Genomic DNA, 15,599 nt, shown 5'->3' with positions numbered 1-15,599 from the left:
CTCAATGGAAATTGTTCCCCATTGCCCGGGAATGCTGTCATACCAATGTTCAGTACGGTCACCCCTGAAGATTACAGGATGAGCCCTGCTTCCATGAACGTTTAAAGTACCTTTTACAATCAGGCTTGCATTCTTATGCAGGTAAACCAATGTTCCTTCTTCAATATTCAGGGTTTGTGAAGAATCAACCACCACATGGCCATAAATCAGGTAAGGTTTATCATTTGTCCAGGTTTGGCTTTTAAGTGTACTATTATTCAGGAGATGAATATCCTGGCCCCAAGCGCAAAGTTCGACATGCTGCATATTGCCATTGGTAATAAACACAATAGAATCATGAACAAACAAAGGAGCATTCGTAAAATTCTGTTCAACCTTAGCTATAACAAACAGAAACAGGCTATCATGTGGGTAAATTTCAATATTTTCAACAGGATTAATTTCAGAACCGTCAATATTTAATTTGAATGCCGATTGACCTCCCCCGGCCAAAAACACTTTGGAGATTTTTACAGACTGGCTGGTGGGGTTATATATCTTTAATAATTTTGTAGGGGTACCAATGGTGGTGAAAATCGTATCAAAACTGACAGTATCTTGAGAAAACTTCAGTTTTACATAAGGATTGTCATTAAATTTTTCGCTTTGGCAGGAAAAAAGTAAAATGGCCGAACAAAAAACCAGAATAATGTATTTAAGCAAATGCATACAAAATTCGTTAGGATAAAATTGGAAAACCAAAAGCGGGTATAAATTTAATTAAATCCTGGAAAATTATCACCAATTGACAGTATTTCAATAAATTCCCAGGATTCATCTCACAAAAATCCTTTATATTTAAACGAATCTTACGTAATAATTAGTATTTGGGAGAATAAGATTTACGGAGTTTAGTTTTGAAAGTTGTATGTTTACTTATTCCCCAGGTCTTCAAATTCAATATTAGCAAATTTTTCATTAATTTTTTCGTGCTCAGAGGATTCTTCTTTGTAATCGTCTGGAATTAAAGCTTCATTTTTCACAGATTTGATATAGTCAATGACTTCATGCAATCCTTCTGAAAACTTATCAAAATCCTCTTTATAGAGAAATATTTTATGTTTTTCGAAGTAAGAATGTCCATCCACATCGAAACGTTTTTTACTTTCTGTTAACGTCAGGAAATAATCATTTTTTTTGGTGGCCCTAACATCAAAAAAATATGTTCTTTTCCCTGCCCGGATTACTTTCGAGAAAATCTTTTCGTGATCTTCATTTTTTTCTATTTCTGGTAATTTGCCTTCTTCTTCCATTTTTTTAGTAATTTTTTAATAGTTGATTTGATAAAACTCAAAAGTAGAAAATTATTGATTTAAAAAAAGTTTTTCCACCTCTTTTTAAAAGGATTTTCTATGAAATTATGAAAGTTTCTTTAGGGACTTTGCAAAAAATTGCGTTACTTCGCAGCCTAATTTTAAAATAAACAAACAATTAAGGAATAAAGCAAGCAATTGCTGTTCCCAACGCGTTTCTAAAACAAAGGTTCTTTTTTATGATAAGCCGAAGATTACTTCGAATAAAAATTTTACAGATTTTGTATGCCTACCATCAATGCGATGAAAGCTCATTAGTTCAGTCTGAAAAGCAATTGATGTTTAGCATCAAAAAGACATACGATCTTTATTATTATTTAATGTTGCTTTTAGTTGAGTTGGTTCGTTATGCTGAATCAAGGATAGAACTGGCCAGAGCAAAAAATCTTTCCACCTACGAAGATTTACATCCCAATACGCGTTTGGTTGACAACAGGCTTCTTCGTCAAATAGCAGGAAGCCAACAATTTCAAAAATATCTGTCAGACAACAAATTAAGCTGGATCAATTATCATGGGCTGATAAAATCATTATATCAAGATCTCACCAATTCCGAGGCATATAAAAACTATATCGCCAGCGAGGACAGTTATAATTCAGATAAAAAATTCATCTTAAGGCTTTTACCCGATTTTTTTGGTACTTCCGAAATACTGGAGCAATCCCTTGAGGAACAAAGCATATACTGGAATGATGATAGTGACTTTGTAATCAGTATGATTATAAAGACCCTGAAATCCTTCAAAGAAGGAGACATCAGCTCGGTTACCTTTATGCCCATGTTTAAAAATGAAGAGGATCAGGCATTCGCCCAAACCCTTTTTAGAAAAACAATTATTAACCGGGAAAAATACTATAGCCTTATCAAGGAACATTCTAAAAACTGGGATGTGGAACGGATAGCATTTATTGATATTTTAATCATGGAAGCAGCCATTTCCGAGCTCATTGAATTCCCCTACATACCCACTAAGGTTACCTTAAACGAATATATAGAGATTTCAAAATATTACAGCACCGATAAAAGCTGTACTTTTATCAACGGAATCCTTGACAAATTGATCAACCGCCTTAAATGTGAACACATTATCGTGAAGAAAGGCAGGGGGCTGATCGGTGAAAACGAATCTCAGGTTCAGCCTTAAATCTTACCAAATATTCAAAAAGATTTTTGCAGTTGAAGTAAATTTGTTTTTACTTTGCAACAACACTGGGATAGGGAAGTAGTATGATTCACAGTAAAATTGAATCAAAAAATGATTCCTGTTGAGCTCAGGTTTTTATTTTTTCACATGAAATTTACAATACATCTTTTTTTAGGGATAGCTTTATTGATGATACTTATGACGAGTTGTCATTCCTCTAAAAAAGAAAGGCCCCAAAGCCATAAAATTGTTTATGGGAATAAGGTATTGATGAAATGGGATGATTCCATTCATTATTTTGACAAATTGACAGAGGGAGAAAAAGTCAGTTGGGTATTCAGATATAAAAATACAGGGAATGCACCTCTGGTTATAAAGTCTGTTGAAACAGAATGCGGGTGTGTAACCACGCAATGGGACAAGAATCCGGTTGAACCGGGCAATGAAGGTGGAATAGAAGTGATATTTGACAGTTCGGGGCTTTTAGGGAATCAGTACAAAATAATCACCGTGCATACGAACTCAAAACCAGAGGCACGAAATTTGACAATTACAGCTGAAGTTGAACAATAACATAATTATTAATTTAATATTTTAGTATGATGAACATTCTGAGTATTTTATTACAAGCCCCTTCTGGAGGAACAAATTCTTTAGTGACTTTGCTTCCTTTATTACTGATCATCGTGATTTTTTATTTCTTCATGATCAGGCCACAGGTAAAAAGGCAGAAAGAGTTAAGAAACTACCGTAATGAATTAAAAAACGGGGATAAAGTTATAACCACGGGAGGGATATATGGTAAAATTGTTGAAGTTTCAGATCAAACCGTAATTATTCAGGTGGAAGACCAGGTCAGGCTGAAAGTTGATAAAGCAGCAATTTTAAAAGATCCCAGTGATTTAGCAACACAACGCTAAACTCAATCTTCTAGCTTAAAAACCTTTTGCCAAAGCAAAGGATTTTTAAGCTATTTTTTAATGTTTCCATTAAGTTTTAATAAATTGGAATCTTCGGATTTAAAATCTGGGAAATCAGTTTCATGGACTTCTAAAGTCAGGAAAAATAAGACAAAAATTTTTAGCAAACTGCTGGTTTATTTTATTTTCCTGATTCTGTCATTTACGTTCTGGTTGTTGAATGCATTAAGCAAAGACTACACCACCACAATTGACTATCCCGTACAATACGTAAATTTCCCTAAAAACAAAGTATTGATCGGAGAATTGCCTCCAAAACTTTCCATCAGGGTTAGTGCGTATGGTTTTGCATTGATGCGCAGCAGGATATTCTCACGGTTTCAGCCTATCATTTTCGACGTTGAATCCTTTGTACTTCCCCAGGTAGATGCAGGTTCCTATCTCTTTCACACCAAAATAGCAGAGGACAGAATTTCCGATCAGCTGGGATCAGAAATCAAAGTCCTGGGCATCTCTCCGGACACCATAATTTTCAATTTTGTTCCTGTAGCCAGAAAAGAAGTTCCGGTTGTACCTCAATTAAAAATATCTGCCGACAAACAATACCTGCTTAAGGGCAATATCAGTGTAAATCCTGATCATATTATCATTTCAGGGCCTAAAAGTGTTATTGATTCAATTACCGAGATCAAAACCACAGTTACCCGGTTTAAACATATAAGGAAAAAGATAAAAAAAAGAATTCCCTTGGTTCAAAGGGAAAATGTTCAATATTCCATTAGCAGTGTGGACGTATCATTTGAAGTTGAAAAATATACAGAAGCTTTATTGAATGTACCCATAGAAGCGATTAATGTCCCGAATGGCCTTAGCCTGAAAATCTTTCCCAGTACCGTAAAAATATCTTACCTGGTAGGGATCAGCCAGTACAAAAACATTGTTCCCGGCAATTTCAGGGCTGTTGTGAATTATCAACAAATAGAAAAATATTCTGTCAGCAGATTGCCGGTATCCATTGTCAAAAAACCTAAAAACATAAATCTGTTAAAATTACAGCCACAAAACGTGGAATATCTGATTGAAAAATGAAGTTAAAAGTTGGGGTTACGGGAGGAATTGGCAGCGGGAAATCACTGATTTGCGATACCTTCAGACATCTGGGCGTTCCGGTGTTCATTGCCGATATTGAATCTAAGATACTTGTAAACACCAATTCCAATCTGCGCCAGAAATTGGTTGCTGCATTTGGCGAAGACACCTATACCCCTTACGGAATCAATAAGGAGCGTATGGCAGCCCTGATATTTAACAATACCGATGCTCTGCGTACAATGAATTCCATTGTACACCCGTTTTTAAAAGAACGTTTTCATCAATGGCTGGAGCAAAACAGCAAAAAGAATTATTCGATTATGGAAGCGGCTATTTTATTTGAAAGCGGTTCGGACAGAGAAGTAGACAAAATAGTTACCGTCTTTGCACCTGAAGAAATAAGGATAAAAAGGGTGATGGAAAGGGATGGCATGACAATTGATAGGGTGAAAAGCAGAATGCGAAATCAGATGGACGAAGAAGAAAAAATAAAACGTTCAGATTACGTGATTGTCAATGATGGGAATCAAATGGTACTGCCTCAGGTTCTGAAGCTTCATGAGATATTCCGGGGAGAAAATTAAACTACAAAAGATTTATGGGAAAATTTGCAAAATGGATAGGAGGAGGACTGGGATGGGCTTTTTCAGGTAGCCCGGTCGGAGCCTTATTTGGCTTCTTGTTGGGATCACTGATTGACAGTGCCCAGGCGAGTCAGGTAACAGGCCAAACAACAACCGGTGATTTTGCAATGAGCATGCTGGTACTCATTGCTGCAGTTCTTAAGGCCGACGGAAAAGTCCTGAAATCAGAACTTGATTATGTAAAAACCTTTCTGGTTCATAATTTTGGTGAAGACAGTGCCCGCGAAGCCCTTGTTTTGTTGCGCGATTTACTGAAGCAAAATATTCCCGTTGAGGAGGTTTGCGGTCAAATCAGCAATAGCCTGGATTATTCCTCACGCTTACAACTATTGCATTTACTATACGGAATCTGTGCGGCCGATGACAGGATCAGTCCTGAAGAACTATTTCTGGTTGAAAACATTGCAGCTTCCCTGGGTATCTCCCAAAGTGATGCAACCTCAATCAAATCGATGTTTGTCCAGGACTTGGATTCAGCCTACAAAGTGCTGGAAATTGAACGCCAGGCTACCGATGAGGAGGTAAAAAAAGCTTACCACAAAATGGCCTTGAAATATCATCCCGATAAGGTAAGTTATTTGGGAGAAGATTTCCGCAAAACCGCCAATGAAAAGTTCCAAAAGGTAAATGAAGCCTACGAAAAAATAAAAAAAGAACGGAGTATGGTTTGACAGCAAGGAAATTATTGCGTTTAATTTTCTTCATGTTTTTAAAGAAAATATTTTTAAGTCGTTTAAAGAATCGTATTTTTGCTTTGAATTTTAAATAATCCATTACTTACAATGAATTTAAAAGACATTTTATCCATTAGCGGATATAGCGGACTGTTCCGTTTTATAGCAAAAAGCAGGAATGGCATAATTGTAGAAAGTTTAGCGGATAAAAAGAGAATGAATGTTTCCGCATCTTCAAAAGTTGTATCTCTTGAGGATATAACCATCTATACCGATGATAAAGACCTGCCGTTATCCGAAGCCCTGAAGGCAATTTTCGACAAGGAACAAGGGCAGAAATCGCTGGATTCAAAATTACCGGCCGAAGATCTCAAAAAATATTTCGCTGAAGTTGTACCTGCTTATGACAGAGACAAGGTCTATGTATCTGACATTAAAAAACTTTTAAGCTGGTATAACCAATTACAGGCTCTGGACTTGCTCAAATTCGATGAAGAGCCAAAAGAAGAAAGTCCGGAAGAAAAGAAAGAAGAAAATCAATAATATTTTAGACATAAAAAAAGTTGAAATCGTCAAGGATTTCAACTTTTTTTATTTTATACTCTTTATTAATCGAATTTTTTAGCCTCTTCCCACAAGGAATTCATCTCTTCGAGACTCATTTCCTTAAGCGTCTTACCACTTTGAAGTGAATTCTTCTCCAGATGGTTGAAACGTTTCATGAATTTCTTATTGGTCCTTTCCAGTGCAGATTCCGGATCAACATTATATAAACGGGCAGCATTCACCACAGAAAAAAGCAGATCACCAAATTCGGATTCCATTTTTTTTGCATCCCCTTTATTTATTTCCTGCTTGACTTCACCGAGTTCCTCATTTACTTTATCCCAAACCTGGGATTTATCATCCCAGTCAAACCCCACAGACCTCACCTTGTCCTGAATGCGGTTGGCTTTTACTAAAGCCGGTAAGGATTGGGGCACACCGGAGAGTAATCCTTTTTTCCCTTTCCTGAGTTTTAATTTTTCCCAGTTCGTTTTTACTTCTTCCCCATCTTTTACTTTGATCTCGCCATAAATATGAGGATGCCTGTAAATGAGTTTTTCACATAAATTGTTTATTACATCAGCAATATCAAAATCATTGGATTCTGAGGCAATTTTCGAATAAAAAACAATATGAAGAAGTACATCACCCAGTTCTTCTTTTATCCCGTCCATATTATGTTCCAGAATGGCATCCGTGAGCTCATAAACTTCCTCAATGGTAAGGGTTCTCATGCTATCCATTGTCTGGACCCTGTCCCAGGGGCACTTTTCTCTCAGATCATTCATGATGCAGAGAAGTCGTTTAAAAGCTTCTATTTGTTTGTCCATAATTCTATAATTTTTTTATCTCTTGTTCATCAAAAAATCTTACCCGCACAGTGGAATTGGTGTCCAGATTCAGTAATTCAGCCGCATTCCCGTTATTAATGGCTATTTCCAGCAAATGGGCAGAATTAAAAATAGCAAGCATCTCTCCCACTGCCGTTTCATAATAATGCTTGTTGATTTTATTAATCTTGTAATGATTGCTTTGTACAATGATTTCAAAAGCCCTGCCCTTTGCTATTCGGTTAAACAAATCAAGATTGATATTGGTAATGGCATTCTGAAAGGAATCGATATAAATCACGCTTCCTGAAATCACAGAATCATCAATAGTTGCCATAATTGGAACCTGACGATAAATTTCTCTGGCAGCTTCTCCCAGATTTTCTATTTTTCCACCTTCAGCCAAATAACAGGCAGCCCTAGCCAAGATGGAGACACATGGAAATGTGGAGTTTTTTTCCCGTTCATCAAGCTTAATATTTATCGCCATTTCCGGATCTTCCCCATCAAGCAGTAAACTAAATATTCCGTTATCCGCGCCCACGAAATAATGCCCCTGGGCATATAAAGCCAGATAATTTCTGGATTCTGCAGCTTCGCTGTTCACCCCAATCAGATGGACTGTTTTTTTAGGGAAAAAGGGGAAACTATTTTTAAGTATAAATGCCGCCTGTGATAAATCAAAACTCGGAATCTGATGAGTAATGTCAACAACAACAGCGCCGGAGCACAAGCTGTATATCTTCCCCTTTAATGCGCCCAGATAATAATCATTTTGGCTCCAATCTGTAGTGAGTGTGATAATTGACATTACACAATTTTTTTACAAAGATACAAGGTTGAACAGCAGAAGACAAACCCACCGGATTTTTTATTTTATTGTAAAAAATTTCAACTATACAATTATAATAAAACCAACAACATGAATTATTACATCAGGGCTGATTATTTTCATTTTATTATAATAACTTTGCCCTGTTTAATAAATATAAACGAAAGATATCTATCTGTTAACTAATTGGGAATGATAGAAAAAATAATTTATTTGGAAGGCATTGACCCTGTAGTTTTTTATGGGGTTAACAATATTAATTTTGAGATTTTAAAGAAAAATTTTGCCAACCTTAAAATTATTGGCCGGGGAAATGAGCTAAAAGTATTGGGTACTGCCGCAGAGGTAAAATATTTTGAAAAGAAGATGGAAATATTAATTGGCTATTTCCACAAGTACAATAATATCAGCGAACAAGACTTGGCCCTTTTGATCGAAGATACAGAAATCGACCATTCCAAAATACCCCCGCAGGACGATGAAGATGAAGTGCTCGTATATGGAAATACAGGAAGGCCGGTAAAAGCAAGAACCCCAAATCAGAAAAGGCTGGTACAAGAATACAAAAACAATGACATGATCTTTGCCATTGGCCCGGCCGGTACGGGAAAGACCTATACTGCTATTGCCCTTGCGGTAAAAGCATTCAAAAACAAGGAAGTCAAAAGGATTATCCTGACACGTCCGGCTGTTGAAGCAGGCGAACATTTAGGATTCCTGCCCGGAGACATGAAAGAGAAGCTTGATCCATACCTTCAACCGCTATACGACGCCCTTCACGATATGATGCCTCCAAAAAGGCTGGCCACATTAATTGAAGACGGGACAGTTCAAATTGCACCACTTGCATTCATGAGGGGAAGGACACTCGATAATGCCTTTGTTATCCTTGACGAAGCACAAAACACCACCGTAAATCAGCTTAAGATGTTTCTCACCCGGATGGGGCTTAATGCAAAATTTATCATTACCGGTGATATCACCCAAATTGACCTTCCCAGCAAAGAAAGTTCGGGACTGATTCAGGCAACACACATTCTTAAAGGTATAGAGGGGATTTCCTTTGTCAGGTTTGATACATCTGATATTGTACGGCACCGTCTTGTTCGATACATCGTTGATGCATACGACAAGTATTCTTCAAACAAAAAAAAGGAATAGGACTATTCTTCAATAGCCAGGCTCAATTATACGAATAATATCACAATTGTTTCATGTGGCCCAAGATGAATATTTTTTCTTTCCAAAGAATGTTCAGGCCCGTAAATCACCTCTGCCTTCAACGTTAGCTCAGAATACAGGGCAACATCATTGATGTAATCATGATTATTGGTAACAATGACCATATATTGCTTACCATCGGTAAGAACTTTCATTAAAGCACCCGGCTCATGATCGGCAAAATGGAATGGAAGCCAGGATAAAAACCTGGTGATTTCATGTTTCAATAAATCAGCTAGCGGATTATTGTTGTTTTGCCAGGCTTCAAGGGTGATCATGGAAGGAATCCAGAATGTTTCGCCTTTACCATAATAATTTCGCAAAGCCATAATTTTATTCTCATCGATTCCCTCAACAATACCGGTTGTAGCGATCATATCAGCCTTCCAATAATGAACGGGAAGTGACTTTTTCATAAAGGTCAAATCGATGCAGGTACTTTCCTTCATCATATTGATTTCGCGGATGGTACCTCCCAGGACATCCTTAAGCGGGAAATCCCCATAAAGGGTACAATGCTCATTCTCATCGAAATATCCTGTCAATCCGGTAACCAAAAGACGGTTTCCTTTTTTTACAAATTCACCTGTTTTTTCAGCCTGTTTTGCCGTTAATGCAATCATATCGGGCAAAACCACAAACCGGGATATCGAATCATTTTCCCAGTCAAAATCGTCAATCAATTTAATTGCAACCGGAATTCCCAGTTCCTGGAAAGTTTGAAAGATAGCCAATGCGGAAATGACATGGGCCTGGGCCCTGCGCCCGTCATAGTCGTGCCAGAGGTCTTTTCTGGCTTCTATCAGCATCGTTTCGGAACTCAGCAGGATAGTAACCAAAGGGTTAAGCGGTTTAGCTTGAGAGAAGAAATCTTTATATTTTTGAAGGATGCCGGCGATATCAGAAATTGTTTCAGTTCTTTCTGTAGGCTGATTTTGGAAATCGAGCAATGACCACTCTCCGGCTTCCCCCCCTGTAGTCCTCGCGTTTAAGCTCCAGAACAGTATTTTTGCAGCCCCCGAACCGATACCCACCCAAACCCACTGGGCTATATCTTTAGCATCCGGACAAAGCGGCCTGCTGGCACTCCAGATATTATTTCCTCCCTGGATCTCCGAAATCCAAAAAGGATTAGGTTCACCAGCCCCTTTGACGATTTCACAAACCGCGGAAAGTCCAAAAGCAAACTGGTCACGTTCGAGCAATCCAAAATGCCAGGAAGGATGTACAGAGGCTCCTAAAGAACCAAGGAAATCGCGCCATCCGGGCAGATCGTACCTGAATAGATTATCGAACAAAGCATGAGGATTCGTATGCAAAGGGTGAATGAGGTCATACTTTCTTATTTCATCAGCAATCCAGCCTATATACCATGTCAGATTCTCACGCCAGAAAAGATTCCAGTCCAAAAACGAAGCCGGTGCCGTAAAACTCTGCGGATGATCCCAGATTTCGTTATAACCTATGGCATTAAAATCTGCAAAGGCCGTATTCCATATTTTGTTCAAGCGTTCAATTTCGCCATACTTGTTTTTCAGCCATTCTTTGTAGCGGTCAACAGTAAAATAATCGTGGACATTAGTCTGCCCTGGTTCGTTGATCAGCCACCAGTAATCCAGGGCAGGATGATTTCTATACCTGCTTACGGTTTTCTCTATATAAACTTTGGATTTTTCAAGCTCTGCATTGGTCCTGGGGATTGTATCACCCTGAACATTATAAAAATATTCAGAAAGGATAAAAGCCGGACCATGATTAGGGGTAAGAGTTGCTTCAATTTTTATTCCATGCTGTTGGGCAGCATCAAAAGCAAAATCATAAAGGCTGAAATCGAAATTCCCTGGCGAAGTTTCAACATAATTCCATACGATAAACAAACGGGCAACCGAAAAATGGTTATCGGCCAAAATGCCCATCCAATTGTCAATATCGCTTTCTTTCTGACCGGGTTCAATCCAGACTTCTGCTCCTATTTCAGGAAGTAACCTCTTTAAGTTTTCTGCCGGCATAACTATCTATAATTAAGTTACATACTCATGCAAACTTCAATTTATCCCCAAATACCCTTTCTAAATATCCTCAAATCGGCGGGCTTAGAACAAATTTACAAAATATGCAGGCAGAAAGCTATATGGAAAGAAAATTAATTAAGGCACTCGCAAGATAATTTCTTTGAAAAATCATGCAGAATAAGATATTTACGATCCTTTGATAATCGAAAATACAGGTCATAAGTTTCAGAAAGAATAATAAATTTCATTTCTCCTTTTTTCTGTCCTCGTGTCTGGAACCACGATGAACCATCTAATATAAACTTAAAGTTCTTCATATCATTATTTTTCGAGTAGATGGGAAAAACAATTCAAAGGTTGCGTCATCTTAAAAAAATCCCTGATTTTTTCCAATTAAAATTTGACAAATCAAAAAGGGTAAAAAAGAAATATGGATTTATTCCATATTCCCTCCTTCACCTGAATTGATTAAATCTTCATTATTTTGCTGTTGTTTATCATCTTTATTCTTTGTCTTCATCCCTCCGTTTATCTTAAAGGTTAACCCGATAAAGAATATTTGTGATTCACGGCGTTGCCAGCTGGTTTCGTTGAAACTGGTTGAATATGTCCTGCTTTCAAATTTTCTTGTATTGAAAATATCGCTGACCCGGGCAGTCAGATAAGCTTTACTTTTAAAAATATCCTTACGCAATCCCAAATCAACTCCATAAACGGCCAGGTTCTTCCCCTGTGCTGTAACTACGGGCGCATCATAACTGCCAATAATCTGCAGGCTGAGATTTTTCATAAGGGTCATATTGGAATTAAGCTTGCCTGACCAGCTGTAATTCTGATTTGAAGATGCACTGTTGGGCACGCCGTGCAGAATTGTTCTGAAGAAGGTAAAACTGGTATTGACATTCCACCATTTGGTAATGGTATTTTGCAGGATCAGTTCACCACCATAAGAATCCTCACTGGAGAGATTCTGGAAAGTGGACAGGGTAGTATCAGCATTCAAGGCAGTCTTGATAGAAGTCATCATATTCAAAGTCTGGTGATAAAAGATATCGGAATTAACCGAGAAATTCTTCCAAAACCTTGAATAACCAACTTCATAGGAATTGATATATTCCGGGTTCAGTTGAGGATTACCCCGCCTCAAATTTTTCGGGTCCGAATAATCCGTAAAAGGATTGATATTCCAAATACGCGGCCGGTTAATTCTGCGGCTGTAACTCAGCTGGAACTGTTCCTTTTCTGATTTCTTATAATTTAAGTGAACACTCGGGAAAAAACTCAGGTAATTGTGCGAGTAGTTCTGATCCGTCGTTTTCTGTTGTGAAGAAGTAAAAGCCTGTTCCAAACGGCTTCCAAGTTGATATTGTAATTTGCCTAATGTATTCCCGTAGGTAGCAAACAAGCTATGGATCTGTTCGTTATATTTAAAATGGTTGCTTACATTGGAATCAAATATAGTATCGGAATTAACAATGTCGTACATCTTATAGTCAGATTCATTCTGGCGATAATTCAGTTTGTAACCAGCCTCTAATCTGCCGCTTCCAAGGGGTTGAACATAATTAAGTTCCACACTTCCCCGGTTTGAATGATTATTCCGGTTTGAAAATTGCTTTTCAACAGACGTATCAGAATTAGGCGCTAAAAGATTGTTTTGGTTAAAATTCTGATCATCAGAAAATCCCGTACGCGAATAATTAAAATCAGCAGTAAATTCCTGATCTTTCTTGTCAAACGTCTTACGATAATTTAAAACATAATCGTTGCCGCCGAAATGGCTTTTATCCCATGTCAACCGTTGATAATTGTTGTATAAATTGCCGTCATTATCATACATCGAATTGATGATATTCATGTTCCGGTTGGGATGACCGTCCCTTCTCATAAAATAAAAACCCAGGGTATTTTTACCGTTAATAAAATAATCTGAACCGATTTTAAAATCCTGCATTTTAAAATTCATTACCATATTGCCGTCCTGTATAAGCGAATTGGTAGAATCGACAGCGCCTTCCGAATTTTTATAAAACAGTGTACGGTCGTTATGCCCCGTACCGGTAGCATGGAAAGCCCTTGCATCGTAAGTCCCATAGAAATTAAATTTATTAATCCTGTAATTCATGGTCGCGGTACCGGTATATTTATCCCTGGTCCCAGCGTTTAAAGAAATCATGCCATTTAGTCCATTCCTTTTTTCTTTTTTGAGAATGATATTGATAATACCTCCGGTACCCTCAGGATCATATTTTGCAGAGGGATTGGTAATGATTTCGATATTTTCAATGGAGCTGGCCGGAATCTGGTCAAGAACAGAAGAGAGGCTTTCACCGGTTGACCCTGAAGGTCTTCCGTCTATCAGGATATTCACATTTGAATTGCCGCGCAAACTTACATTCCCATCCACATCAACCGAAATGGAAGGTACATTCCTCATCACGTCAAGGGCCGTTCCTCCGGCACTGACCAGGTTTTGTTCAATGTTTACAATTTTCTTATCCAGTTTATATTGAACACCGGGCTTTTCAGCGACAACCTGAACTTCAGAAAGCACTTTGGCATTTTCCTGTAGCTGGACAGTATTCCAAACCAGCATAGGTTTCTCCGAACTGAGCGTTACTCCTTTAAAAACCTTGGTTTTGAATCCCATATAACTGAATTTCAAAGTATATTTTCCAAAATTCAAATTATTCAATTGAAATTTCCCCTCTGCATCTGAAAGGGCCCCGGTCACCAAAACAGAATCCTTATCCCTGTAAAGAGTAATATTGACATAGGACAAAGGATTATTTGCATCATCTATAATTTTGCCGGATATTTTGGCTTTTCTACTTTTTTCCGGTGCATTTTGCGCCAAGATGATATTGCTGCAAAACATGATGAAAAACAACGGAAACACAATCTTTTTCAATAAACGATCAATATTCATTATCTTTTTTCAAATTTTTAAACTTGCCTTTTAGACAATTTAATTACAAAAAAGTTTAATACCCATTCCTAAACTAATGCCGACAAAATTAAATCAATACTTTTAAAGGATTAAGAGTGAAAAAAGGAGGAGTGATTAACAAAATATCACTTTCATAATACAAACTTAATTTTTATAAATCTGTAGATGAAAGTGATATGAATTAAAAATTTCATAAAGGTTTAAAAACCTATCTGGAGCTGAACTGCAGCCATATTGTTATGAATTTCAGTACCTTCTTCAGTTTTTATATTATAGGCAACCTGCAATCTTGAATTTGGCCCCAAATTATAATTTGCTCCTAAAATGTACCAATTCGATTTATCCTTGGATACATCCTTATTAGGATCGTAAGAATCATATTTTGCAAGCAATTGCAATTTGCCGGGCATCACAAAATAAGCAGCCTGAACATAATAGCCGGACCTGATGATATTTCCATCCCATCCTTTCAAATATTCACTTTGCAGGGAAGCACCGCCCAAAGTATAATAAAGGTCGAAACCAATCCTGTCGCGTTTTCTGGCGATATTGCTGACAGCAACATTGTTGACTGTAGAATTCCAATTGTCAAGCCCTTTGTAGAAGGAACCGCCTAAATCAAGTCCTTTGACGGCATGAACGATCATCCTTCCAGCCAAATCTTTAGATTCATTATTATCGCCCGTAACATTTATACCTGCTCCATTTACTACAGCCAATTGATATTCAAGTAAGTGCCGGTCATTTAGTTTGAACAAATCACCGCTCACCTTTACCCCCTGGTCGTATCCCAATTGATTGCCAATTACATCTCCAGGCCTGGCGACCAGCGCTTCCACAACCTGTGAACAGTCAAGGGTTTCCAACTTACCTGAAGAAATAAGACTTTCACGGGATAAAGGAACCTTAAATTGTCCAAAGGTAAACATCAAAGCATCCGACAGTTTTAAATTGGCATATGCATCAAGCAAACGGGGAGAACATGCCATATCAAACTGAACAAAATAGCTCCAGTTTTTTAAAACATCTCCTTTAAAAACAACACGGGCTCTCCGAAGGTCAAAACCATCTTTCTTCCCTGCCTGGTCTAATTCCTGATAACGGAATTGAGTAAATCCAGTAATTTGTAAAGCTTTGTTAGTATTATTTAAAACTGACTTAATTCCATTTTTTTGCTCCGCATTTTTATTCGCCTCATTTCGAAGTGAATCTGCCTGTTTCTGGGATATGACCTGATTTCTGGTCAATACATTTAATAAGTCATTGTTCGTCTGTGCCTGTAACGAAGTAATTGACAACAATATCATTACAGCAATTAAAAAAGAATTTCTCATTATGTTTCAAAAGTTATTTTAAGCCGGCAAAGAAACAATATATTACG

15 protein-coding genes are annotated in these 15,599 nt (G+C 37.6%); 8 read left to right on the top strand and 7 right to left on the bottom strand.

Annotated elements, in window-relative coordinates:
* Both Q8907_04570 and Q8907_04565 read right to left on the bottom strand, forming a co-directional pair.
* On the bottom strand, window positions 1–708 hold a 708-nt coding region (locus Q8907_04570; protein ID MDP4273534.1), incomplete at its 3' end, for a hypothetical protein.
* 203 nt (window positions 709–911) lie between these two features.
* Window positions 912–1,292 (bottom strand): DUF3276 family protein, encoded by a 381-nt coding sequence (locus Q8907_04565; protein ID MDP4273533.1) that lies wholly within the window; start codon window positions 1,290–1,292, stop codon window positions 912–914.
* Window positions 1,293–1,630: 338 nt separating this feature from the next.
* Here Q8907_04565 and nusB point away from each other — a divergent pair, with 338 nt between their 5' ends.
* The 7 genes from nusB to Q8907_04530 all read left to right on the top strand — a co-directional run bounded on the left by nusB (window position 1,631) and on the right by Q8907_04530 (window position 6,370).
* The gene (nusB, locus tag Q8907_04560) at window positions 1,631–2,497 is read left to right on the top strand and encodes a transcription antitermination factor NusB (GenBank protein MDP4273532.1); all 867 of its coding nucleotides are present in this window, start codon (window positions 1,631–1,633) and stop codon (window positions 2,495–2,497) included.
* Window positions 2,498–2,695: 198 nt separating this feature from the next.
* Window positions 2,696–3,070: a DUF1573 domain-containing protein gene (locus tag Q8907_04555; GenBank protein ID MDP4273531.1), complete on the top strand. Its 375-nt coding sequence runs from the start codon at window positions 2,696–2,698 to the stop codon at window positions 3,068–3,070.
* Between the two features lie 29 nt (window positions 3,071–3,099).
* Window positions 3,100–3,417 (top strand): preprotein translocase subunit YajC, encoded by a 318-nt coding sequence (yajC, locus tag Q8907_04550; GenBank protein ID MDP4273530.1) that lies wholly within the window; start codon window positions 3,100–3,102, stop codon window positions 3,415–3,417.
* Window positions 3,418–3,477: 60 nt separating this feature from the next.
* Entirely contained in the window at window positions 3,478–4,506 is a 1,029-nt protein-coding gene (locus Q8907_04545; protein ID MDP4273529.1) for a CdaR family protein, read from the top strand.
* Complete coding sequence (gene coaE, locus Q8907_04540; GenBank protein ID MDP4273528.1) at window positions 4,503–5,093, top strand: dephospho-CoA kinase; 591 nt, start codon at window positions 4,503–4,505, stop codon at window positions 5,091–5,093. The genes Q8907_04545 and coaE overlap by 4 nt, the downstream gene beginning before the upstream one ends.
* Window positions 5,094–5,107: 14 nt before the next feature.
* Window positions 5,108–5,824 carry a DnaJ domain-containing protein gene (locus Q8907_04535; GenBank protein ID MDP4273527.1) on the top strand — a complete coding sequence of 239 codons (717 nt, stop codon included), beginning with the start codon at window positions 5,108–5,110 and terminating at the stop codon, window positions 5,822–5,824.
* 111 nt (window positions 5,825–5,935) lie between these two features.
* Entirely contained in the window at window positions 5,936–6,370 is a 435-nt protein-coding gene (locus Q8907_04530; protein MDP4273526.1) for a DUF5606 domain-containing protein, read from the top strand.
* A gap of 65 nt (window positions 6,371–6,435) precedes the next feature.
* Here the strand turns inward: Q8907_04530 and mazG are convergent, their stop codons facing one another.
* Both mazG and Q8907_04520 read right to left on the bottom strand, forming a co-directional pair.
* Complete coding sequence (gene mazG, locus Q8907_04525; protein ID MDP4273525.1) at window positions 6,436–7,203, bottom strand: nucleoside triphosphate pyrophosphohydrolase; 768 nt, start codon at window positions 7,201–7,203, stop codon at window positions 6,436–6,438.
* Window positions 7,204–7,207: 4 nt separating this feature from the next.
* A complete protein-coding gene (locus Q8907_04520; GenBank protein MDP4273524.1) occupies window positions 7,208–8,014 on the bottom strand; it encodes an SAM-dependent chlorinase/fluorinase in 807 nt (268 codons plus the stop codon).
* Window positions 8,015–8,227: 213 nt separating this feature from the next.
* Here Q8907_04520 and Q8907_04515 point away from each other — a divergent pair, with 213 nt between their 5' ends.
* On the top strand, window positions 8,228–9,196 hold the full coding sequence (locus Q8907_04515; GenBank protein ID MDP4273523.1) for a PhoH family protein: 969 nt from the start codon (window positions 8,228–8,230) through the stop codon (window positions 9,194–9,196).
* A 26-nt stretch (window positions 9,197–9,222) separates the two neighbouring features.
* On the opposite strand, the gene Q8907_04510 is transcribed toward Q8907_04515, so the two are convergent.
* The 3 genes from Q8907_04510 to Q8907_04500 form a co-directional block, all read right to left on the bottom strand.
* On the bottom strand, window positions 9,223–11,265 hold the full coding sequence (locus tag Q8907_04510) for a beta-galactosidase (GenBank protein MDP4273522.1): 2,043 nt from the start codon (window positions 11,263–11,265) through the stop codon (window positions 9,223–9,225).
* Window positions 11,266–11,704: 439 nt separating this feature from the next.
* Window positions 11,705–14,197, bottom strand: coding sequence for a TonB-dependent receptor (locus tag Q8907_04505; protein ID MDP4273521.1), 2,493 nt, complete (start codon window positions 14,195–14,197; stop codon window positions 11,705–11,707).
* Between the two features lie 221 nt (window positions 14,198–14,418).
* Window positions 14,419–15,552 (bottom strand): porin, encoded by a 1,134-nt coding sequence (locus Q8907_04500; protein MDP4273520.1) that lies wholly within the window; start codon window positions 15,550–15,552, stop codon window positions 14,419–14,421.
* Window positions 15,553–15,599 lie beyond the last annotated feature (47 nt).

The organism is Bacteroidota bacterium (assembly GCA_030706565.1).
In the GTDB taxonomy this organism is placed as follows: Bacteria; Bacteroidota; Bacteroidia; order Bacteroidales; family JAUZOH01; genus JAUZOH01.
Note: the sequence above shows the minus strand (reverse complement) of the source record. Positions and strands in the feature narration are given on the sequence as shown.

What these genes read in the sequence shown, in the direction of transcription:
- nusB (MDP4273532.1), top strand. Translation starts at nt 1,631, where the DNA reads ATGTTTAGCATCAAAAAGACATACGATCTTTATTATTATTTAATGTTG.
- Q8907_04555 (MDP4273531.1), top strand. Translation starts at nt 2,696, where the DNA reads ATGACGAGTTGTCATTCCTCTAAAAAAGAAAGGCCCCAAAGCCATAAA.
- Q8907_04505 (MDP4273521.1), bottom strand. Translation starts at nt 14,197, where the DNA reads ATGAATATTGATCGTTTATTGAAAAAGATTGTGTTTCCGTTGTTTTTC.
- Q8907_04530 (MDP4273526.1), top strand. Translation starts at nt 5,936, where the DNA reads ATGAATTTAAAAGACATTTTATCCATTAGCGGATATAGCGGACTGTTC.
- yajC (MDP4273530.1), top strand. Translation starts at nt 3,100, where the DNA reads ATGAACATTCTGAGTATTTTATTACAAGCCCCTTCTGGAGGAACAAAT.
- Q8907_04565 (MDP4273533.1), bottom strand. Translation starts at nt 1,292, where the DNA reads ATGGAAGAAGAAGGCAAATTACCAGAAATAGAAAAAAATGAAGATCAC.
- Q8907_04500 (MDP4273520.1), bottom strand. Translation starts at nt 15,552, where the DNA reads ATGAGAAATTCTTTTTTAATTGCTGTAATGATATTGTTGTCAATTACT.
- Q8907_04520 (MDP4273524.1), bottom strand. Translation starts at nt 8,014, where the DNA reads ATGTCAATTATCACACTCACTACAGATTGGAGCCAAAATGATTATTAT.
- Q8907_04535 (MDP4273527.1), top strand. Translation starts at nt 5,108, where the DNA reads ATGGGAAAATTTGCAAAATGGATAGGAGGAGGACTGGGATGGGCTTTT.
- Q8907_04545 (MDP4273529.1), top strand. Translation starts at nt 3,478, where the DNA reads ATGTTTCCATTAAGTTTTAATAAATTGGAATCTTCGGATTTAAAATCT.
- Q8907_04510 (MDP4273522.1), bottom strand. Translation starts at nt 11,265, where the DNA reads ATGCCGGCAGAAAACTTAAAGAGGTTACTTCCTGAAATAGGAGCAGAA.
- coaE (MDP4273528.1), top strand. Translation starts at nt 4,503, where the DNA reads ATGAAGTTAAAAGTTGGGGTTACGGGAGGAATTGGCAGCGGGAAATCA.
- Q8907_04515 (MDP4273523.1), top strand. Translation starts at nt 8,228, where the DNA reads ATGATAGAAAAAATAATTTATTTGGAAGGCATTGACCCTGTAGTTTTT.
- mazG (MDP4273525.1), bottom strand. Translation starts at nt 7,203, where the DNA reads ATGGACAAACAAATAGAAGCTTTTAAACGACTTCTCTGCATCATGAAT.